The sequence below is a fragment of the Burkholderia sp. L27(2015) genome (genome assembly GCF_009765705.1).
GTDB lineage: Bacteria > Pseudomonadota > Gammaproteobacteria > Burkholderiales > Burkholderiaceae > LMUX01.
Window position 1 is genome coordinate 256,260 of the sequence record NZ_LMUX01000008.1, and the last position, 20,888, is coordinate 277,147.

The window sequence follows — 20,888 nt, forward strand, 5'->3', positions numbered from 1 at the left end:
TCGGCTGTACCGGTTTCCCCTGCCGTCCCTCGCTCTCGCCCGCACCTGCTCTACACCTCATCTCATTTTTGTCAGCTGGCGGCCTTGTCGCTCCGTCTCACTACACTCCCGCCGGTTGAGATAAAATGCGCCCGCCTTGCTCGTCAAAACAGTCAGATCGAACTTCGTTCCGGGACTTATTTCGAACGAGCGTGCTAATCGGGTATATTTGTCATTGCCAGCATTTATTTTCATATTATGAAAATAGAGACATTATTCAGCTTGAGCTGTTTAGAGCTTGCGGCACTTTTTGACGGGCCTAAAATGGCATCCTGCCCGCACCCGGTAGTGGGGGCTGGGACTTACATCACTGGTATCGGAGACCTATGAAAAAAATCGCACTGTGTATCGCTCTCGCCGCCGTTGCCACCGGCGCTTTCGCAAAAGATTGGCAGACCGTCAAGATCGGCGTCGATGCGAGCTATCCGCCGTTCGAATCGAAGGCACCGGACGGCAAGGTCATTGGCTTCGACGTGGATCTGGGCAACGCTTTGTGCGCGAAAATCCACGCCAAATGCATTTGGGTCGAGCAAGATTTCGACGGCATGATTCCCGCGCTGAAGGCCAAGAAGTTCGACGCCATCATTTCGTCGATGTCGGTGACCGACCAGCGTCGCGAGCAGATCGACTTCTCGGACAAGCTGTTTGACGCACCGATCCGCATGATCGCCAAAACCGGTTCGCCCCTGCTGCCCACGCCGGCATCGCTGGCAGGCAAGCACGTAGGCGTCGAGCAAGGCACCACGGCCGAAGCGTATGCCAAGGCTTACTGGCAAGCCAAGGGCGTCACTGTCGTGCCGTATCAAAACCAGGATCAGGTCTACGCCGACTTGCTGGCTGGCCGTCTCGACAGCGTGTTGCAAGACGAAGTTCAAGCTGACGTCGGCTTCCTGAAGACCCCACGCGGCGCGGGTTTCGCGTTTGCCGGCCCGGAAATCAACGACCAGAAAACGGTCGGCGACGGTACCGCGATCGGCCTGCGTAAAGAAGACACCGATCTGAAAGCCAAACTGAACGCCGCTTTGGCCGACCTGCACAAGACCGGTCAATTCGACAAACTCGAGAAGAAGTACTTCTCGTTCAGCATCTACGCTGGCAAGTAAGCACGCGCCAGACTCGGCAGGCTTTGCAGAGGTCGCAGCGTGTGGTTACGCTGAGCTGAAGCCGAAAACGAGTCTGCGCGGCTCTGCATTTTTAAGTCCCTGAAGGGGCCTCGCCGACAGGCGGGGCTCTTTTAGCATCGAATCCAGTGATTTGGCGCACTTTGACGTTGCGCGATGCCGGCTCACATGGACCACCCGGGCTGATTGGCTCAGTCGGCCCAGTTGGCGCAGTGGGCTTATAGCCGGGCCACCCTCCCGCCACGCGCAGACTGCGCTTGGACCGGGTCGCGCCGCGAAGGATACAAGATGTTTTTGGAAGGTTACGGCCCCGTGCTGCTCGCGGGTACTGTGCAAACAATACAATTATCGCTGCTGTCGCTGCTGGTCTCGTTCGTGCTCGGGCTGATCGGCGCCGGCGCGAAACTCTCCGGCAACCGCTTGGCCGTCGGCATCGCCACTGGCTATACCACGTTGATTCGGGGCGTCCCGGACCTGGTGCTGATGCTGCTGCTGTTTTTCAGCCTGCAGATCTGGCTCAATCAATTGACCGACTGGCTCGGCCTCGACACGATCGATATCGATCCGTTTTTTGCCGGCGTGCTGACGATCGGCTTCATCTACGGTGCTTACTTCACCGAGACGTTTCGCGGCGCCTTTCTTTCCGTGCCGCGCGGCCAGATCGAAGCGGCCGTCGCCTACGGCATGACGCGACCGCAAATTTTCCGCCGCATCCTGTTTCCGCAAATGATGCGCTTCGCGCTGCCCGGCATCGGCAATAACTGGCAGGTACTGGTCAAAGCCACGGCCCTGGTCTCCATCATCGGGCTGGCCGACGTTGTCAAAGCCGCCCAGGATGCCGGCAAGGGCACCTTGCAATTCTTCCAATTCACGCTGATTGCGGCGGCCATTTATCTCGCTATCACGACCGTCTCGAACCTCGTCCTGATCTGGCTGGAACGCCGCTACTCCATCGGCGTGCGAAAGGCCCAGCTATGATTGAACTGATCAACACCTACTGGCGCGCCTACCTCTATACCGACGGTTACCACTTCAGCGGCGTAGCCGTAACGCTGTGGCTGCTGGCGGTCTCGATCGGTCTCGGCTTCTGCCTGTCGATTCCGCTCGCGGTGGCGCGCGTGTCGCAAAACCGTTGGCTGTCCGGATCGGTCTGGTTCTACACCTACCTCTTTCGTGGCACCCCGCTCTATGTACAGTTGCTGATTTGCTATACCGGCTTGTACAGCCTGTCATGGGTGCGCGGCCAACCGCTGCTGGGTGAATTTTTTCGCGAAGGGTACAACTGCACTTTGCTGGCTTTCACGCTCAACACCTGCGCCTACACCACGGAAATCTTCGCCGGCTCGATCAAGGCGATGGCCTATGGAGAAATCGAAGCCGCCCGAGCGTTCGGCATGTCGCGCTTTACACAGTACCGGCGCATCATTTTGCCGTCATCGCTGCGGCGCGCGCTGCCGTTCTATTCGAACGAAGTCATACTGATGCTGCACGCGACGACGGTTGCCTTCACCGCGACCGTGCCCGATATCCTGAAAGTGGCGCGCGACGCCAATTCGGCCACCTATTTGTCGTTCCAGGCATTCGGGCTGGCGGCTTTGCTGTATCTGATCATCTCTTTCACCCTCGTCTGGCTGTTTCGCCGAGCCGAGCGCCGCTGGCTGGCCTACCTCCAACCGCAAAGCCGCGCAAGGCTACCCAAGGCACAGTCATGACCCAGGAAACCCCTATGTATAAACTGCTCGTCGACGATCTTCATAAGCAGTATGGAGATCATGAGGTCCTCAAGGGCGTTTCGCTAAAAGCCAAGGCCGGCGACGTCATCAGCATCATCGGTTCATCCGGTTCGGGAAAAAGCACGTTCCTGCGTTGTATCAATTTTCTCGAGCAACCGAACGCCGGGCGCATCATTGTCGACGGCGAAGAAGTCCGCACCGTGCATGACCGTCGCGGCGCGCTGCGCGTCGCCGATCCCAAGCAACTGCAACGGGTGCGCACCCGGCTCGCGATGGTGTTCCAGCATTTCAACTTGTGGGCGCATCTGACCGTGCTCGAAAACATCATCGAGGCACCGCGTTATGTGCTCGGGCTTTCGCGAGCCGAGGCCGAAGAGCGTGCACGCATGTATCTCGATAAAGTGGGGCTGGGCCGCGATGTCGAGGGCAAGTACCCCTCGCACTTGTCCGGCGGCCAGCAACAACGGGTCGCTATTGCGCGCGCACTGGCGATGCACCCGGACGTAATGCTGTTCGACGAACCGACTTCGGCGCTCGATCCGGAGCTGGTCGGCGAAGTATTGAAGGTGATGCAGACGCTGGCAGAAGAAGGTCGCACCATGATCGTGGTGACGCATGAGATGAGCTTCGCGCGCAACGTATCCAATCAGGTTATGTTTCTGCATCAAGGGGTGGTCGAAGAGCAAGGCACACCGGACGAAGTGTTCGGGCAGACTCGCAGCGAACGTCTCAAGCGATTTTTGTCGGGCAGCTTGAAATAAACTGAAACGGTCGGACTTTTCCTACGAGTCCACCGTTTGCCCTCCCCCTCGTTGAACCACTACAGCAACACACGCCCGTCCCTCTCGTCCCGTACGTCCATCCCTGCGCCGCGTAAATACTGCGCTTAGCCCTATTTTTTAGCCACCTCATCGCTCAGTAGTAGAAGTCCCTAACATACGCGTTCGAAGTCATTTGACCTCACGGTCATTGCCCACGCACACGTCCGCTCGCGCGTGTGCGGCGAGTTGGTCGAACGCGAGCTTTTATGTTTAGTCGTACTACGGAGTTGTTGATGCATAAGAAATTGAAAAGAAAGCTAACCGCAACAATTTTTGCAACAATCTTTAGCAGTATCGCTATCTCCGCCCACGCCCAAAGCAGCGTCACCCTCTACGGGCGGCTCGATAACGGAGTCGAATATATGCATGGCGTAAGCAATGCACAAGGACAAAGCACCTCTCGCGTGCGCGCGCAATCCGGCGACTGGGGTACCGCAATGTTGGGCCTGGAAGGCACCGAGGACCTGGGCGGCGGCACGCGAGCCATCTTCAAGCTCGAATCGGGCTTGAACACCGCGGTAGGCACCGCCGGCAATCCCGCTACCGGGCAGTATTTCCAACGCTATGCGCTACTCGGATTGACCAACGACACCTACGGTACATTTCAGGCAGGCCGTTCGCTGTTCATTTCCAATGGCGTCTGGGATTTCGATCCGTTCGTGCAGCAAGCGTGGTCGTCGGCCTCGCTGGTGCGTGGCCGCAGTTGGTTTCAGGCCAGCAATACGCTCAACTACAAAACCCCAACCATCAACGGCTTCGATCTCGCGGGTCAATACGCGCTGACCAACAATTCGAATTTCAATCAGGGGACGGCCAGCTCCGCGCCGTTTGGACGCTCAGACGGCTTGCAGCTGACCTATACCGCGCCGAACTTCATGGCGCGCGTCATCTACGACGAATTGCGCGACGGCCAAAATGGCAAATTCGATGATTTGTATAACTACTCTCGCGAAGTGTTTGTCGGCGGACGGGTCAACCTGGGTGCGTTCAAGATCCAGGCCGCCTATACGCACATGAGCGCACCGGCCGCAGTAGCGGGCGCGCCCACTCAAGCCGACCACGAATGGCTGGGATTGACCTATCAGGCCAACCCGTTCGTCGCTGTCACGGTCGGCGGCTTTCATATCAATGCCAACAACGGCGCGGGCAACGCGACGATGTATGAAGCGGGCGGCACTTACGCGCTTTCGAAGCGCACGCTGCTTTATCTGACGGGCGCCGTGGTTCGTAACAGCGCCAAGGGCAATTTCTCGTTGGAGGCCACCACGCAAAATACGCCGGGCTCGACCAACCCGGAAAACCCATTGCCCGGGCATAGTCAGTCCGGTTTATACGCCGGTATCAATCACGCGTTCTAAGCAGTTGGGAATGTTTTAACCATCGGGCCAAGGGCATGCGATACGGCGCGCCACATTCAGTGGCGCGCCGTATTTCTGTCAGCCGATCTGGTCGGCGAGAATCGCGGCGACGCCCAGGAAGGCCGGATATTCGGCCGTGATCACGTAGGTCGGGACCTGTTTCAAATACTCTTCAAAACGCCCCTTGGCTTCGAAGCACCGGCGAAACGACGACTGCGCGAAGAAATCGCCGAGTCGCGGTACCACGCCACCACCGATATAAACACCGCCCATCGCGCCTAGCGTCACGGCAACGTTGCCGGCGAACGTTCCCAGCATCGCGCAAAAACAGTCTAGTGCCTCGTGCGCCAACGGGTCGCCCGCCAGCGCCAGCGCAACCACGGCAGGGGTATCTCGCTCGACCACATCGAGCGGTTGGTGTTCTTGGCGCTCCTGATTGCGCTGCACCAACGCACGATAGATCAGCGCAATGCCGGGGCCGGAGACGACACGCTCGAACGAGACATGCGGCCAATGTTTGCGCGCGTACAAGAGCACGTAGTCCTCGCGCTCATCGGTGGGCGAGAAGCTGGCGTGTCCACCTTCCGAGTGCAGCGGGAACCATCGGTCACCCATCGGCACCAGGCCTGAAACACCCAGGCCCGTTCCAGGGCCGACCAAGCCGATGACCGTATTCGGACGCCGCGTGCCGGCGCCGACCTGCACGCTTTGAGTATCGGTGAGCACCGGCAAAGCCATGGCCAGCGCGGTGAAATCATTGACCACCAGCAGCGTGTCAAAACCCACCGCGAGCCGCGTCGCCTCGATCGAGAAGCGCCAGTCGTGATTGGTCATCTGCACCTGATCGCCATCGACCGGATTGGCGATCGCAATCGCGGCATGCTGCACACCGGCAACCTGTTCGTCAGCGAGATATTTCCGAATGACGTCGACGATGCCGGGAAAATTGGCGCACGGATAAACGCGGACCGAACGTATGTCGCCCTGCTCCCACTCCAGCGCAAATCGAGCATTCGTGCCGCCGACGTCGGCGAGCAGGCGCGGCCCATCCGAATGCGGGCCCCGCCGCGACCGACCTGCCTTATCCTGCGCTCCAGTAGACATCGATATGTATCCTCTTGTCGTGCGCCAACTTGGATATGGCGTTTTTCGTTTCGTTTGCCGCCGCTTGCTGTAGCACGTCCAATTTGTGCTGACCGGAAATCAGCAAAAACAGCTTGGGTACGGCCTTCAATGCTTGCAGCGACCACGTAATCCGAGCATACGGTGCGGTGACTGGGTTCGTCAGCGCAAAGTGCGCAGCCGTAGCCGTGGCCAAGTCCCATTCGGGGGCATCGGCAAACAGCGAAGCGGTATGTCCATCGTCGCCCATACCGAGCACCGCCACATCGGGCACGCGCCGCTGTCGATCGGCATTGAGCGCCGCGACCTGCTGCGCGGGCTCGACCGCCGTGTCCACCAGGGGCCAGAACCGGCACGCCGCGGCAGCATTTTGCAGCAGCGTCGTCCTGACCAATGCCGCGTTGCTGGCAGCGTCGTCTTCGGGCACCCAGCGGTCGTCGACCAATGTCACATCGACTTGCGCCCATTCAAGCGGTCGCGTGGATAACGCGGCAAACAATGCGCGCGGACTGGTCCCGCCCGAAACAGCGAGCACCGGTCGTTCGGCCGATTTTGCCAAGAGGGCGGACAGCTCGCCCGCAACCGCGTCAGCCAGCGCATTGGCCTGCAGCGCCGGCGTATCAAAATTGTGTAACTCGATCACATTGCCCCCTCGTCTCGGGTGTTGCCGGACCGGCTGCTTCAGTTCTCCGGGTCAGTCCCTGCATCAGTGCCTGGGTCAATTCACGGCATCAGTGCCTGGATCAACCCCCTGGGTCTATCCTTTGCAACAGTTCCTGGGTCTATCCTTTGCGTCAGTTCTCTTCTTCCAGCCAGCATGTGTCATGTTGCGCCAGCATGGCGCTCGCCGCCGCCGGCCCCCAAGTGCCCGCGCCATACGGCTTAGGGATAGACCGCTGAGCGCTCCACTCGTTCAGAATAGGCTCGACCCAGCGCCAAGCTGCCTCTTGCTCGTCGCGCCGCACGAACAGCGCGAGCCGGCCATGGATAACATCGAGCAGCAATCGGTGATAAGCGTCCATCCGCTCATCCTTGAAAAACTGGTCGAAAGCCAGATCGAGATGCACGCTTTGCAACTGCATGCCCTCGCCCGGTTGCTTGGCCAGGCAATAAAGTCGAATCGACTCGTCAGGCTGCAGCCGGATCACGAGCCGGTTGGCGCCAGGCCGCAACGCGCTCGGACCCAATGCCGAATGCGGCACCGCGCGGAAATTGACGACGATCTCCGCAACGCGGTCAGCCAAGCGTTTTCCCGTGCGCAGAAAAAACGGCACGCCGGCCCAACGCCAGTTGTCAATTTCGACCTTGAGTGCGACGAAGGTTTCGGTGCCGCTGCCGTCTCTCACCCCGGGCTCCGCTTGATAAGCCGCAGCCGGTACGCCGCGTATCGTGCCGGCGTGGTACTGACCCCGTACGGCCATCTTGCTGATATCGCGGGGCTCGACCGGTTTGAGCGCGCGCAGCACCCGAAGCTTCTCGTCGCGTACGCTGTCGGCGTCCATCGAATGCGGCGGATCCATCGCCACGATGGATAACAGTTGCAGCAGATGATTCTGCACCATGTCGCGCATCGCACCGGTCTGGTCGTAGAAATCGCCGCGCCCCTCGACCCCAAGCTCCTCGGCGATCGTCAGTTGTATGCTTTCGACCCACTCGCGCCGCCACAAAGGTTCGAACAAGGTATTGCCAAACCGCAGCGCCAGCAGATTCTGTACCGGCTCCTTGCCGAGATAGTGATCGATGCGATAGATCTGCTGTTCCTCGAATATCTCTCCGACCGCGTCGTTGATCGCGGTGGACGATTTCAAGTCGTAACCGAGCGGCTTTTCGAGCACGATGCGCGCACCGCGGTTCAGGCCGACATCGGCCAGAGCGCGGCACACCGGCACGAATAACGAGGGCCCCGTGGCGAGATAGAAGACCCGTGTGCCTATGCAGGCGTCGAGCGCGTCGAGATTCTCGCGCAGTGCGCCGAAATCCTCGCGCCGCCCGAGATCGAGACGCACATAGGACAGACGTGCCTTGAAGCTTTCCCACAGCCCAGCATCCCACGTGGCCATGGCCACCCGGCGCCGGACATGTTCGATCACATGCCGGTCGACCCACTCGCGGTAACTATCGGTGTCGTGCTCATCACGTGCAACCGCCACGATCTTGCCCTGTGGCGACAAAGTGCCGCCCTGATGCGCGGCAAACAGCGCCGGCAGAATCTTGCGCATCGACAGATCGCCCGTTCCACCGAACAACACGAAAGTAAAACTGGGCTCCGCTTGCATAGGCCTTCCTTGTGGACAGTCTGGGTAAGAGTCTGGCGAAATGCGCCTCGACTTGAAATTGTGGCTGGTCTGAATTGTAGTTTAACTACGTGCAGTTTACCTACGATCGGGCACCGAGGATAGGGGCCAGATTTGAAATTTGGACATCGCTCGCGTCTAGTCTAGACCTAACGTATCGAACCGGCTGCTCACCGCGGCCGTGTGCGATGCTGCGTGACCGCGCTGGCATTTCGAGAACGCATCCGAATAATATCGCGCGAATTTATTGCTCAGTAGACCGTAGTTATCTCAATTTTAAAAGAAAAATAAGGAGAGAATCTCGCGGTCATCAACCTGGAGGAGAAGATGTCAAAACTACACCGAGCAATCGCGGCGTTGTGCGCCGCAGGAATTTTTGTGGCGGTCCCCGCAGCGCGCGCCAACGAGTCGCTGGAAGTTCTGCATTGGTGGACCTCGGGCGGCGAATCCAAGGCGGCCGCGGTCCTAAAAGACGATATGGAAAAGCAAGGCTATCGTTGGAAGGACTTCGCCATCGCGGGCGGCGACGGAGCCGCCGCAATGACGACGCTGAAAACCCAGGTTATTTCCGGAAATGCACCTAGCGCCGCCCAAATCAAGGGGCCGCTCATCAAGGCGTGGGCCGATGAAGGTGTGCTGACCGAGATCGATGCCGCAGCGCAAGGTTGGAATCAGCTTTTGCCGCGTCAAATCAATACCTTGATGCAAGACGGTGGTCACTACGTCGCGGTCCCTTTCTCGGTGCATCGGGTCAACTGGTTGTGGTTCAACGCCGCGGCGCTGAAGAAAGTCGGTGCGCAACCGCCGACGACCTGGCCGGAATTTTTCGTGCTCGCCGACAAACTCAAGGCGGCCGGTTACATTCCCATTGCCGACGGCGGTCAACCATGGCAGGACCTGACGATCTGGGAAACCGTCGTGCTTTCGCAAGGGGCCGATTTCTATAAAAAAGCGATCGTCGATCTCGATCCCGCCACGCTCGCTTCGCCGCAGATGGCCCAGGTCTTCGAGACGGTGCGCCGTATCCAGGGCTATTTCGATAACGCACGCTCCGGGCGAGATTGGAACCTCGCCACCGCGATGGTCATCAATGGCCGAGCCGGCATGCAATTCATGGGCGACTGGGCCAAAGGCGAATTTGCCAGTGCGCACCAGAGCGTGGGCAAAGATTATATTTGCGCGCCGGTGCCTGGGACCGCGCAGTCGTTCATCTACAACGTGGATTCGTTCGCATTCTTCCAGAAGAAGACTCAGAGCGGCCCCACGCCAGGTCAGCTTGCATTGGCCCGCACCATCATGAGCCCCGATTTCCAGATGCAGTTCGCGCTTAACAAAGGTTCAGTGCCCGCGCGACTCGACATGCCCATGGAGCAGTTCGACGCCTGCGCGAAAAAGTCCTATGCCGATGAACAGGTGGCGCTGAAAAGCGGCACCTACCTGCCCTCGCTGGCTCACGGCATGGCACAGAGCGAAGCGATCTCGGGCGCGATGACCGATGCGGTGACCCAGTTCATGAACTCGAACGAAAGTGTTCAAGCTGCGCTTGAGAATCTCGCCCAGGCCGCTAAAACTCGCTAAGTCCGCATCGACCCGCTGTAACAAGCCGCAGTGGTGACGCGTCGTTATGGCCCACTGCGACGATCGCCGGCAACGTTGCCGCGGGTCCTTTTCAGGAGTCAAGCCGTGTCCGCTTCCCTTACCGACGCCCCGAGCAAGCCTATCCCCGCATCGAAACGCACGCCTCGACGCGGGTCCACTCTGGCCGACGCGTGGATACCACGCCTGGTACTCGCGCCGAGTCTGGTTCTCAGTCTCGTATTTGTGTATGGCTTCATGGCAGTGACCGGCTATCTGTCGCTGACGCCATCGCGGCTCATGCCGAACTTCACCTTCGACGGCTTGGGCCGCTACACCGATCTTTTTGCCAACGCGGTGTGGTGGACCTCGGCCGCCAACCTGGCTTGGTTCGGCATTCCCTTCATGGCTGTGTGCATTGCGCTGGGCCTGTTTCTCGCAATCCTGCTCGATCAGCAGATCCGCTGTGAAGGCGCCTTGCGCGCGGTTTTCCTGTACCCGATGGCGTTGTCGTTCATCGTGACAGGCACCACATGGCAATGGATACTCAACCCCGACTTCGGGATGCAAAAAGTGTTCCGCGACTGGGGTTGGACACAGTTCGGTTTCGACTGGCTCGATAACCCGCACAAAGCGATTTTTTGCGTCGTGATTGCCGCCGTCTGGCAATCGACCGGCTTTGTCATGGCCTTGTTTCTTGCCGGCTTGCGAGGCGTCGACGCCGACATCTTCAAGGCCGCCCAGGTCGATGGAGCGACGCTGCCCACCGTGTATCGAAAAATCGTGATCCCCGGCATGTGGCCCGTCTTTTTCTCGGTGGCGCTGATCCTCGCGCACCTGACAATCAAGACCTTCGACCTCGTTGTCGCGCTGACAGCCGGTGGCCCCGGCAACGCGTCGTCGCTGCCCGCGATGTTCATGTACACCTTTTCGTTCAATCGCGGACAACTCGGAGTCGGCGCGGCGTCCTCGGTCATGATGCTGGCCACGGTGGTCGCTGTGCTGGTCCCGTTGATGTATCTGGAATCCAGGAGCAACCGTCATGAACGTTGAACTCACTGCGCCGCCCCACCGCCGCCGCGTTCCGGTCAACCGGATTTTCATCTACGCGGTGCTACTGCTATTTGCGCTGTATTTCCTGGTGCCGCTGTACGTCATGGTCTCGACTTCGCTCAAGAATCTCGACGACCTGCGCGCCGGCAACATGTTAAGCCTGCCCCTTCATCCTGGCTTCGCGGCGTGGCTGAAAGCATGGAGCGGGGCCTGCACTGGGGTGCGCTGCGATGGCATGCAACCGTTCTTCCTGAATTCGCTGCGCATGGCGATTCCGGCGGTGCTGATTTCCTCCATCGTCGGTGCCCTCAACGGCTACGTATTGACCCACTGGCGCTTTCGCGGCGCCAACACGCTGTTCACGCTGCTGCTGGTGGGCTGCTTCATTCCGTTCCAGGCGATCCTGCTGCCCATGGCTCGCCTGGAAGGCATGCTGGGGCTCGCTAACACGACATCAGGCCTGGTCATCGTGCACGTTATTTACGGCCTGGCCTTCACGACCATGTTTTTTCGCAATTACTACTTGGGCGTTCCCAGTGAATTGGTCAAAGCGGCGCGTATCGACGGAGCGGGATTTTTCCTGATTTTTACTCGCATCATGCTGCCGGTGTCGCTGCCGATTTTCATGGTTTGCCTGATCTGGCAATTCACGCAGATCTGGAACGACTTCCTGTTCGGCATCGTCTTTTCCGGCGTCGATTCCATGCCGGTTACGGTCGCGCTGAACAACCTGGTGAACACCTCTACCGGTGTGAAGGAATACAACGTCAACATGGCCGGCGCCTTGATCGCAGCGCTGCCGACACTGCTGGTGTACGTGCTTGCCGGTCGTTACTTCGTCCGTGGCCTGACGGCCGGCGCCGTTAAAGGGTGACCCCCGGGGTAACACCCGGGCTGACACATTCATGAACTTGATCGAGGATTTTACGCATGGCTAGTCTTTCCATTCGCGATGTATATAAAACCTACGCAAACGGTGTACCGATTCTCAAGGGCGTCAACATTGATATCGAGGACGGTCAGTTTCTGATTCTGGTCGGAGGCTCCGGATGCGGCAAGTCCACACTGCTCAATATGATTGCCGGGCTCGAGCCCGTCACGCAAGGCGATATTCTGATCGACCGGAAAGCCGTCAACCATTTGCCGCCGAAAGATCGCGACATTGCGATGGTGTTCCAATCCTACGCACTGTATCCGTCGATGACGGTACGCGACAATATTTCGTTCGGCCTAAAAATACGCAAAACACCCAAGCCTGAGCGAACCGCCATTGTCGAACGCGTGGCGCAAACGCTGCAGATCTCGCATCTGCTCGATCGCAAACCGGGCCAGCTATCGGGCGGGCAGCGCCAACGGGTTGCGATGGGCCGCGCACTGGCGCGCGACCCGGCGATGTTTCTTTTCGACGAACCGCTTTCGAATCTGGATGCCAAGTTGCGCATCGAAGTGCGAGCCGAAATCAAATTGATGCACCAACGGCTGGGCACGACTATCGTCTATGTGACTCACGACCAGATCGAGGCAATGACCTTGGGCGATCGGATTGCGGTAATGAAGGATGGGGTGGTGCAACAGTTCGGTGCCCCCCAGGAGATCTACGACAACCCCGCCAATCTATTCGTGGCCGGCTTCATCGGCGCACCGCCGATGAACTTCATCCGTGGTGAGCTCGTCACCGTGGGTCAGCACGTCGGCATGGAGCTGGACACGGGCCAGGCCCGTACAGTCCTGAAGCTACCCTTCCTCGCGCACAGCTTGCATGAGCATCTGAATCGCATCGTGATTCTTGGCTTGCGCGCGGAACGCATCACCGACATGCGACATGCCCAAAGCAGCGGTCCGACGCCGCCGCAGGAAATCCTGGTGCATGTGGATGTCGTGGAGCCGACCGGGCCCGATACGCTGGTGTACACGAAGGTGAACGGGCAACGGGTTACCTGTCGGGTCCACCCTGCCGCCGAGCCGCGCGCGCTGGAAACCATGCCCTTGTTGTTCGATGTATCCAAAGCGGTGCTGTTCGATACGCTACGCCATGTGCGATTGGCGTGACGCGCTATAGGCATAGGCCGCCATGCGTCGTTCCAGGCTCCGGGTCATGTGGTCTCAAGTGCATACGGCCGCAGCTGCTAGCGCAGGTGGGCGCCGCCTCAGGTGCACGGCCGCCGCATCAGATGCACGGCCGCCGCCTCAGATGCACACGGCCCCACCTCAAGCGCGCGCCGGCAACGTATGCCAGCGCATGATGGCCGCTCGCGCCGCATAGCAGACCAGGCCGCAAGCCACAATCACCGTCGCCATGGCGCGAGGCGAACCCGCGGCATCCTGCAGAGCGCCCACCGCCAAGCTCGATAATGCCCCCAAGGCAAACTGCGTCGCGCCGAACAAAGCCGCCGCCGCACCAGCGTTGTTGGGATAGCGGTGCATCATTTCGGTGGTGCAGTCAGCCGACAATATCCCGACCACGGCGACCACGAAAAACAGCGCCGCAGCAAGCGCAGCCAATCCACCCCACCCTGTCCAGCCGACTATCGCTACGGCTAGCCCGGCAAACATCGAAACGGTTGCCGCGGCCGAAATCATCTTGAGCGGACCCAGCCGGTGCACCAATCGGGTATTGGCGAGATTGCCGAGCATGATGCCGACGATATTGAGACCAAACAGGAAGCCGTAGTGCTGGGGCGCAACGTGAAAGTAATTGATATACACGAAAGGCGTCGCGGTGATATAGGCAAACATGGCGGCAAACGCCATACCGCCGCACAGCGTGTGGCCCCACACCACCGGATCGGCGAGCATATGGCGGTAAGCGTTGAACGACACGCGCAGCGCGGACTTGGCGCGCTTTTCCACAGGCCAACTCTCATTCACCCGGTAGATGATGGTCACGAGGCTGACCAGGCCGTAAAACGTCAACACCGCGAAGACAAAGCGCCAACTGCCCAACAACAGCAATTGGCCGCCGATCAGCGGCGCCACCAGCGGCCCGCACGATGTCACGATCGCCAACAGAGACAGCACCTTGGCGGCCTCGTGCGGCGCATGGGTGTCGCGCGCGATTGCACGCGCCAGCACCGACGCGGCTCCGGCGCCCAAGGCCTGGATAAAACGCACGGTTACCAGCATGCCGATCCCAGGTGCCAATGCGCAAGCCAGGGTAGCGGCCACGTATAAACCGACGCCGCCCAACAATATGGGACGGCGCCCATACGCATCCGACAGTGGACCGTAGAGCAGCATGCCCAGCGAGAAGCCAATCATGAAACTGGTCAGCGTGCCTTGCGCGACGCCCGCCGTCACATGGAAGGCGAGCGTGATGGCCGGCAAGCTCGGCAAATACATATCGATCGAAATCGGCCCGCATGCGGCCAGTGCGCCGAGCAGCAAAATAAGACGCCAATCGGATTGCCCGGACGGTGCGCCGTGCGCGCCTGTTGACGTGGGCCGCGCACGCGCGCGTGTAGAGGAAAACATCGGTAATTTTGACCTGACAGGTCAGTGCGGATAAGGCTGCATTTTAGCGGAGCGAACGCGTGCGCACGCAATTAAATCGGTAGCGGTGTCGGCAAAACCCGCTTACCGCTGCCCTCACACGGGTTTTACGCCAAAATAACGCCGGTGCGCGCGACCGCCGCGCTTGAGCACTCTGCGCGACCGCCATAGCCGTCAAACCCGGGGACACCCGCCGACAACACCATGACTGAGCATCGATGACTGCCTTCCTGCTGATCTGGAGCCCACGCAAATGGCCTTGGCCCGAACTACCCGATATCTGCGCGGAGGTCGCGCGTCGTCAAGCGCTGAGTTTGTCTATGCCTGTGCCCGATAGCTGGGGCTGCGGTTTCTCGCGCGGCCTGGTGCCCGGCGACCGGGTCTTCATACACCGCGTCGCCCAGGAACCCAAAGGCCTGTTCGCTTCGGGCTGGGTCACCCGTGCGCCTTACGAGGTACCGGACCCGCAGCGCAAGCGCGGCTATCGGTTAGTCATAGACTTCACGTATGACTGGCTGGTGGACGCGCATCACGAAGTGGTCATCACTCGGGAAGAGTTGCGCAGCCACCCGTTTTCGGTGCAGCAATGGGACGCCCAAAGCTCCGGTAACCTGATCAAGCCGATGGTCGAAGGTCCGCTCGAAAAATTGTGGGCGCAGCGCACCGGCGCTCGTCGGGGGCCGCCCGCCCCGGCGAGCGCGCAGCCCGCTCGAGGGGGCTGACGGCGCGGCTCAGGAAGCCGGCCAGCAGCGAGCCGGCCGACGGCGCGCCGCAACATGCACTCCGGTACAATTCAAACACCTGCGAGCAGGCACCCACAACTCACGCTGCTGGCCGCTCGCGCTTCATACTTTGTGGAAACTTCGATGTCCCGGAATCAGACTTTATTCGAACGCGCCCAGCAAACCATCCCTGGCGGCGTCAACTCGCCTGTGCGTGCCTTCCGTTCGGTCGGAGGCACGCCGCGCTTCATTACGCGCGCCGAAGGCCCCTACTTCTGGGACGCAGACGGCCAACGTTACATCGACTACATCGGTTCATGGGGGCCGATGATCGCGGGGCATGTCCATCCTGACGTCCTGAAAGCCGTGCAAAACGTGCTCGCCAACGGCTTTAGTTTTGGCGCACCCACCGAAGGCGAAATCGAACTTGCCGAAGAAATCTGCCGGCTCGTGCCGTCGATCGAGCAAGTCCGGATGGTTTCCAGCGGCACCGAAGCCACCATGAGTGCACTGCGGCTAGCACGCGGCTATACGGGACGCAGCCGCATCGTCAAATTCGAAGGCTGTTATCACGGCCATGCCGACAGTCTGCTGGTGAAAGCCGGCTCCGGGCTGCTGACCTTTGGCAACCCCACGTCGGCCGGCGTGCCGCCCGAGATCGCACAATTCACCACCGTACTCGAGTACAACAATGTGGAGGCACTGCAGGCGGCGTTCGCTGCGCTGGGCGACGAGATCGCCGCGGTGATCGTCGAGCCGGTTGCCGGCAACATGAATCTGATCAAACCGGACCCGGCATTTTTGCAGGCGATGCGCACGCTATGCACCAAGCATGGCGCGGTACTGATTTTCGACGAAGTGATGTGCGGCTTCAGAGTTGCACTGGGCGGCGCACAGGCATTGTACGAAATCGAACCGGACCTGACGTGCCTGGGCAAAATCATCGGCGGCGGCATGCCGGCGGCGGCATTCGGCGGCCGGCGCGACATCATGGCGCATCTGGCGCCGCTGGGCGGCGTGTACCAGGCAGGCACGCTATCGGGGAACCCTGTAGCGGTAGCCGCGGGCCTCGCCACCCTGAAAGTGATACAGGAAGAAGGCTTTCATCAAAGGCTAGGCGAACGCACCGCACAACTGGTTCAAGGCCTGACGCACGAGGCGAAGGCCGCCGGCGTGCCGTTTTGCGCGGACAGTATCGGCGGCATGTTCGGCCTTTATTTCAGCGAGCGGGTGCCGCGTCGCTTCAGCGAAGTCTCGGCCTGCAATATCGGTCAATTCAACGCATTTTTTCACGCGATGCTGGACGCGGGCGTCTACTTCGCGCCGTCCGCCTATGAAGCCGGTTTTGTCTCCAGCGCGCATGACGACGCGGTCATCGCGGCGACGCTGGCCGCGGCGCGACAGGCATTCGGCGCATTGGAGCACTAATCGAGCGCGCTGGTGTCTTATTAAGCGGCGGCTTACGCGTTCTTAAGCAGCGGCTTACGCGTTTTATCAAGCAGCAGCCTAACGCTGCTGCACAGCTCCAACGGATAACGATGTTCTCAGACACCGATTTCACCTACATGCAGCGTGCGCTTGAGCTCGCCGCGCTCGGTCTATACACCACCGCGCCGAACCCACGAGTCGGCTGCGTGCTAGTCAAAGACGGGCAAGTCATCGGTGAAGGCTATACGCAACCAGCCGGCCAGGATCACGCCGAAGTGCGGGCGCTCAAAGACGCCCGCGCGCGCGGCAATGATCCACGTGGTGCCACCGCCTATGTTTCGCTCGAACCGTGCAGCCACTTCGGGCGCACGCCCCCCTGCGCCAACGCGCTGATCGAAGCCGGCATGAGCCGCGTGATTGCGGCCATGGAAGACCCGAACCCGAGCGTATCGGGCCGTGGCTTGACCATGCTGCGCAATGCCGGCATCGACGTACGTTGTGGCCTGCTGGAAAAAGAAGCCTACGAACTCAACATCGGCTTTGTCTCCCGCATGACGCGCGCGCGGCCCTGGGTACGGATGAAAATCGCCGCCAGCCTCGATAGCCGCACGGCGCTGCCCAGCGGCGAGAGCCAATGGATCACCGGCCCCGCCGCCCGCGCCGACGGCCACGCTTGGCGCGCTCGTGCTTGCGCGATCCTGACCGGCATCGGCACCGTGCGCGAAGACAACCCGCGCATGACCGTACGCGACGTAGAGACACCGCGTCAGCCGCTACGCGTGCTGGTCGACAGCCGGCTCGGCCTGTCGCCGGACGCGCGTCTGCTGGAAGGCGAACCGATCTTGATCGTGTGCGCCACGCTCGATGCCGAGCTCGAAGAAAAAGCCGAGATTTTGCGCGCGCGCGGTGCCGAAGTGGTTGCGCTGCCCAACCCGGACGGCAAGGTCGATCTGCCCGCGCTGATGAAGTTGCTCGGCCAGCGCGGCATCAACGAATTGCATGTCGAAGCAGGCTACAAGCTCAACGGCTCGCTGATACGCGAAGGCTGCGTCGATGAAGTGTTGATGTATATCGCACCGATGCTGCTGGGCGATGGTCCGCTTGCCGGGCCGGGCATGTTTGGACTGCCCGCGCCGGCAAGCCTGGCCGAAAGCACGCAACTGAATTTCCACACGGTGGAGCGCATCGGTGACGACTTGCGCATTCTGGCGCGCTTCGGCGCCGCGCCGCCGGCGGTCGAAGCGGCTCCACCGCAGTAGTAAAGTGGATGACAAACGCGGCGGGGCTCGCATGGACACCGCGATCGCCACGCCAATGCGGCGACTCTTTTTTGTAGCGAAGGAAAACGAATATGTTTACTGGCATCGTAGCGGCGGTTGGCCGTATCGAAACCATCACGGCACTGGGCTCCGAACCTGAAGCCGGCGTGCGTCTTACGATCGAAGCAGCCCATCTCGGGCTGGAGGATGTCGGGCTGGGCGACAGCATCGCTATCCAAGGCGCATGTATGACGGTGGTGGAGAAAACCAGCCATCAATTCGCAGTCGACGTGTCGCGCGAAAGTCTCAGCAAAACCGCCGGGCTCGACCAGCCGGGCGATGTCAATCTGGAGAAGGCGCTGCGCGCACACGACAGGCTGGGCGGCCATATCGTGTCGGGCCATGTCGACGGGTTGGGTACGGTCTCGCATTTCGCACCGGTTGGTGAATCGCATGAATTGCGAATTCTGGCGCCTCGGGAAATCGGTCGCTATCTGGCCTACAAAGGGTCCATTACGGTCAACGGCGTTAGCTTGACGGTGAACTCGGTGAGCGACCTCGCTGAAGGTTGCGAATTTTCGATCAACCTGATTCCGCATACGGTGGAAGTCACCACGCTGCATCATCTGCGTGCGGGGGTTAAGGTGAATCTGGAGATCGATTTGATTGCAAGGTATGTGGAGCGGATGCTCGCTACGTCTCAGAATGGCTATAAGTCGTTGAAATAATTTGGCTTGTCAAAAATCGACGGTTACTGTCGTCTCGCTAAGGCTACGAGCTGATAGTCGAGCGTCGCGTAGTAGCCGGCGAACCCGCTGCCGTCTCCCGCCGCTGGATCTCTCAGCGCGACCATCGCCGTACCACTGAGTCCGCCCACGCGCGGGGAAAGCCACGTCATCGCATCGCTCACGCAGGGCGTGATCTTCGACAGATTGATCAGATGCCAGTTCGAACACGCTTGAATCGAGATCATAAGGGGGCGCGTCGCTGTCTGCGCAAGAACTGTCGCAGCGGGAACGCCGCTTGCTCGACCCTGAACTCAGGATATGGCGAATGTCGGGGACACGGGTCCCCGCCGATCCGAATTTGCATCGAAACCCCTTGTCACCCCTGGAGCCGAACATGGGCAATAGCACGTTGGACCCCGATAACACCGCGTCGGCACAATCCCTGCCCGGGCACGACACTCGCGCCCTGGGCCCGAGCGATTCATCCGACAGCGGCAGTGACACCATCAATGCGCGGCAACGGGCGCTGGGCCCGCATGACGAAGTGGATCAGCATGCGCTCGAACAGGGCGAGGCGGAACTCGACAGTGACACCGACCGCCACGGGACCGGTGAGCGCGCCAGCGCTGACGGCGACTCGAACCTGCGACCGGATGGCGATGTGCTGCCTGACAGGATGGACGGCGAAGTAGGCCTGCATCAGTTGGACCTGGAGGCCGACGAGAGCGACGAATCCGACGACGGCGACGCCACCGGCGATATCGACGACGTCTAGCCCCGGCGACCTTGCTACGAGACGCGGCATAAATTACCGTTTCTCGCATTAGTTACAAGCGAGCGGGCTCCTCGAAAAGCGTGACGGGGGAATACCGATTATTTTACGACGGTGCTAGTAAATTTTCCGATCCTGATCGGGTCATCCACCTGATAGTTCAACGCAGGGGTAAACCAATATGCAATCAACCACGACTGAATGCTTCAAGCTCCCGGTCCGCTTCGGTATGGGCGGTGTACCGCTGGGCAATGAGTTCGGCATTATCACGGAAAAGGCCGCCCATGCCACACTCGAAGCGGCGTGGAGCGCGGGTGTCCGCTACTACGACACCTCGCCCTGGTATGGCCTCGGCCTGTGCGAACGCCGGTTCGGCAGCTTCCTGCACACCAAGGACCGGCGCGAGTTTACGATCTCGTCCAAAGTAGGAAAACTGCTCAAGGCGTCGCGACAGAATAACGCGAAGGAATATTTTCCCTTCACACCGTCTCCGAACGACGTGGCCTTCGACTACACGGCGGATGGCGTGAAGCGCTCAATTGAGGACAGCTTACAACGGCTCGGCCTGGATGCGCTCGATATGGTCTTCGTACATGACCTCTCACCAGACAATCCCTATCTCCCGTCGGCTTGGGAGGAGCAGTTCGAGATTGCGCGCAAGGGAGCTTTCCCTGCGCTCACCCGGATGCGTGAGGAAGGCATCATCAAGGGCTGGGGCCTCGGCGTGAACAGCCCGGAACCGATCATGAAGCTGCTGGAGGTCGCCGATGCGGATGTCTGCCTACTCGCCTCGCAATACTCGCTGATCGACCACGAGAATGCGCTGCACCACGTTTTCCCGGCCGCGCGCGCCAAGGGCGTTTCATTTGTGGTGGGTTCGTCGCTTAACGCTGGTTTCATCAGCGGCAGTCAGCGGTACAACTACGGCAAGGAAAACTACCAGATCCCTAAGTCGATCATCGAAAAGCGCGAAAAGCTGCGTGAGGTAGCTGGACGGCACGGGGTCGATCTTCGGGCGGCGGCGTTGCAATTCTCCTCGACACCCGATATCGCCGCGGCCCTGATTGTCGGCGCCGCCAGCGAGCAGCAGATTGTCGCTGACTACAGTTCCCTGCAGGTTAGGATTCCGGCGGACTTCTGGGCAGAATTGAAGCAGCGCAAACTCATCGAACAGGACGCGCCTGTTCCCGCCTGACAGGTTCAGGCGGCCCGCGCGACGCGAGGTCTATTCCGTAACTCTCATCGCAGACTTCCTTGATTCCGGCATGGACATGATGACGAAGCCGTTCGCGCTGGATGCCTTGGGCGCCAAGGCCCGCATGATGATTGAGCAACAGGCCGAGCGATGAATTCCAGCAACTGTCGTTAGTCCGA

Annotated in this window: 18 protein-coding genes and 2 pseudogenes; 15 read left to right on the top strand and 5 right to left on the bottom strand. The window is 60.2% G+C overall.

Annotated elements, in window-relative coordinates; all coding sequences use genetic code 11:
• The first annotated feature begins 365 nt into the window (after positions 1–365).
• The 5 genes from GSQ77_RS04195 (at position 366) to GSQ77_RS04215 (ending at position 5,072) form a co-directional block, all read left to right on the top strand.
• On the top strand, positions 366–1,142 hold the full coding sequence (locus GSQ77_RS04195) for an ABC transporter substrate-binding protein (RefSeq protein ID WP_158899340.1): 777 nt from the start codon (positions 366–368) through the stop codon (positions 1,140–1,142).
• A 306-nt stretch (positions 1,143–1,448) separates the two neighbouring features.
• Positions 1,449–2,138, top strand: coding sequence for an ABC transporter permease (locus GSQ77_RS04200; protein ID WP_158899342.1), 690 nt, complete (start codon positions 1,449–1,451; stop codon positions 2,136–2,138).
• Positions 2,135–2,872, top strand: coding sequence for an ABC transporter permease (locus GSQ77_RS04205; protein WP_158899344.1), 738 nt, complete (start codon positions 2,135–2,137; stop codon positions 2,870–2,872). The genes GSQ77_RS04200 and GSQ77_RS04205 overlap by 4 nt, the downstream gene beginning before the upstream one ends.
• A gap of 14 nt (positions 2,873–2,886) precedes the next feature.
• Entirely contained in the window at positions 2,887–3,654 is a 768-nt protein-coding gene (locus tag GSQ77_RS04210) for an ABC transporter ATP-binding protein (RefSeq protein ID WP_158899346.1), read from the top strand.
• 293 nt (positions 3,655–3,947) lie between these two features.
• Positions 3,948–5,072, top strand: a complete 1,125-nt coding sequence (locus tag GSQ77_RS04215) for a porin (RefSeq protein WP_158899348.1) — start codon at positions 3,948–3,950, stop codon at positions 5,070–5,072.
• 84 nt (positions 5,073–5,156) lie between these two features.
• Here the strand turns inward: GSQ77_RS04215 and GSQ77_RS04220 are convergent.
• The 3 genes and pseudogenes from GSQ77_RS04220 to zwf form a co-directional block, all read right to left on the bottom strand.
• Positions 5,157–6,176, bottom strand: a pseudogene (locus GSQ77_RS04220) (glucokinase); the annotation flags it as partial.
• A complete protein-coding gene (pgl, locus tag GSQ77_RS04225) occupies positions 6,154–6,837 on the bottom strand; it encodes a 6-phosphogluconolactonase (protein ID WP_158899352.1) in 684 nt (227 codons plus the stop codon). The gene pgl and the pseudogene GSQ77_RS04220, both read right to left, overlap by 23 nt.
• Before the next feature lie 151 nt (positions 6,838–6,988).
• The gene (gene zwf / locus GSQ77_RS04230) at positions 6,989–8,470 is read right to left on the bottom strand and encodes a glucose-6-phosphate dehydrogenase (protein ID WP_158899354.1); all 1,482 of its coding nucleotides are present in this window, start codon (positions 8,468–8,470) and stop codon (positions 6,989–6,991) included.
• 345 nt (positions 8,471–8,815) lie between these two features.
• Between zwf and GSQ77_RS04235 the strand changes: the two genes are divergently transcribed.
• From GSQ77_RS04235 to GSQ77_RS04250, 4 genes and pseudogenes are all read left to right on the top strand, one after another.
• Positions 8,816–10,066 (top strand): ABC transporter substrate-binding protein, encoded by a 1,251-nt coding sequence (locus GSQ77_RS04235; RefSeq protein ID WP_158899356.1) that lies wholly within the window; start codon positions 8,816–8,818, stop codon positions 10,064–10,066.
• Positions 10,067–10,249: 183 nt separating this feature from the next.
• Positions 10,250–11,116, top strand: a pseudogene (locus tag GSQ77_RS04240) (carbohydrate ABC transporter permease); the annotation flags it as partial.
• Complete coding sequence (locus tag GSQ77_RS04245; RefSeq protein ID WP_158899358.1) at positions 11,106–11,990, top strand: carbohydrate ABC transporter permease; 885 nt, start codon at positions 11,106–11,108, stop codon at positions 11,988–11,990. The pseudogene GSQ77_RS04240 and the gene GSQ77_RS04245, both read left to right, overlap by 11 nt.
• A 56-nt stretch (positions 11,991–12,046) precedes the next feature.
• Positions 12,047–13,165 carry an ABC transporter ATP-binding protein gene (locus tag GSQ77_RS04250; RefSeq protein WP_158899360.1) on the top strand — a complete coding sequence of 373 codons (1,119 nt, stop codon included), beginning with the start codon at positions 12,047–12,049 and terminating at the stop codon, positions 13,163–13,165.
• Positions 13,166–13,324: 159 nt separating this feature from the next.
• Here the strand turns inward: GSQ77_RS04250 and GSQ77_RS04255 are convergent, their stop codons facing one another.
• Entirely contained in the window at positions 13,325–14,587 is a 1,263-nt protein-coding gene (locus GSQ77_RS04255) for a Bcr/CflA family multidrug efflux MFS transporter (protein ID WP_158899362.1), read from the bottom strand.
• A gap of 236 nt (positions 14,588–14,823) precedes the next feature.
• On the opposite strand from GSQ77_RS04255, the gene GSQ77_RS04260 reads away from it, so the two are divergent.
• From GSQ77_RS04260 to GSQ77_RS04275, 4 genes are all read left to right on the top strand, one after another.
• Complete coding sequence (locus tag GSQ77_RS04260; RefSeq protein ID WP_158899364.1) at positions 14,824–15,327, top strand: hypothetical protein; 504 nt, start codon at positions 14,824–14,826, stop codon at positions 15,325–15,327.
• A 144-nt stretch (positions 15,328–15,471) separates the two neighbouring features.
• Positions 15,472–16,755, top strand: coding sequence for a glutamate-1-semialdehyde 2,1-aminomutase (gene hemL / locus GSQ77_RS04265; RefSeq protein ID WP_158899366.1), 1,284 nt, complete (start codon positions 15,472–15,474; stop codon positions 16,753–16,755).
• A gap of 110 nt (positions 16,756–16,865) precedes the next feature.
• Positions 16,866–18,014 (top strand): bifunctional diaminohydroxyphosphoribosylaminopyrimidine deaminase/5-amino-6-(5-phosphoribosylamino)uracil reductase RibD, encoded by a 1,149-nt coding sequence (gene ribD / locus GSQ77_RS04270; protein WP_158899368.1) that lies wholly within the window; start codon positions 16,866–16,868, stop codon positions 18,012–18,014.
• A 92-nt stretch (positions 18,015–18,106) separates the two neighbouring features.
• The gene (locus GSQ77_RS04275; RefSeq protein ID WP_158899370.1) at positions 18,107–18,742 is read left to right on the top strand and encodes a riboflavin synthase; all 636 of its coding nucleotides are present in this window, start codon (positions 18,107–18,109) and stop codon (positions 18,740–18,742) included.
• 23 nt (positions 18,743–18,765) lie between these two features.
• On the opposite strand, the gene GSQ77_RS04280 is transcribed toward GSQ77_RS04275, so the two are convergent.
• Positions 18,766–18,987, bottom strand: a complete 222-nt coding sequence (locus GSQ77_RS04280; protein ID WP_158899371.1) for a hypothetical protein — start codon at positions 18,985–18,987, stop codon at positions 18,766–18,768.
• Between the two features lie 149 nt (positions 18,988–19,136).
• Between GSQ77_RS04280 and GSQ77_RS04285 the strand changes: the two genes are divergently transcribed.
• Together GSQ77_RS04285 and GSQ77_RS04290 are read left to right on the top strand one after the other, a co-directional pair.
• Complete coding sequence (locus tag GSQ77_RS04285) at positions 19,137–19,517, top strand: chemotaxis protein (protein WP_216854847.1); 381 nt, start codon at positions 19,137–19,139, stop codon at positions 19,515–19,517.
• 178 nt (positions 19,518–19,695) lie between these two features.
• Complete coding sequence (locus GSQ77_RS04290; RefSeq protein WP_158899373.1) at positions 19,696–20,709, top strand: aldo/keto reductase; 1,014 nt, start codon at positions 19,696–19,698, stop codon at positions 20,707–20,709.
• Positions 20,710–20,888: the final 179 nt, after the last annotated feature.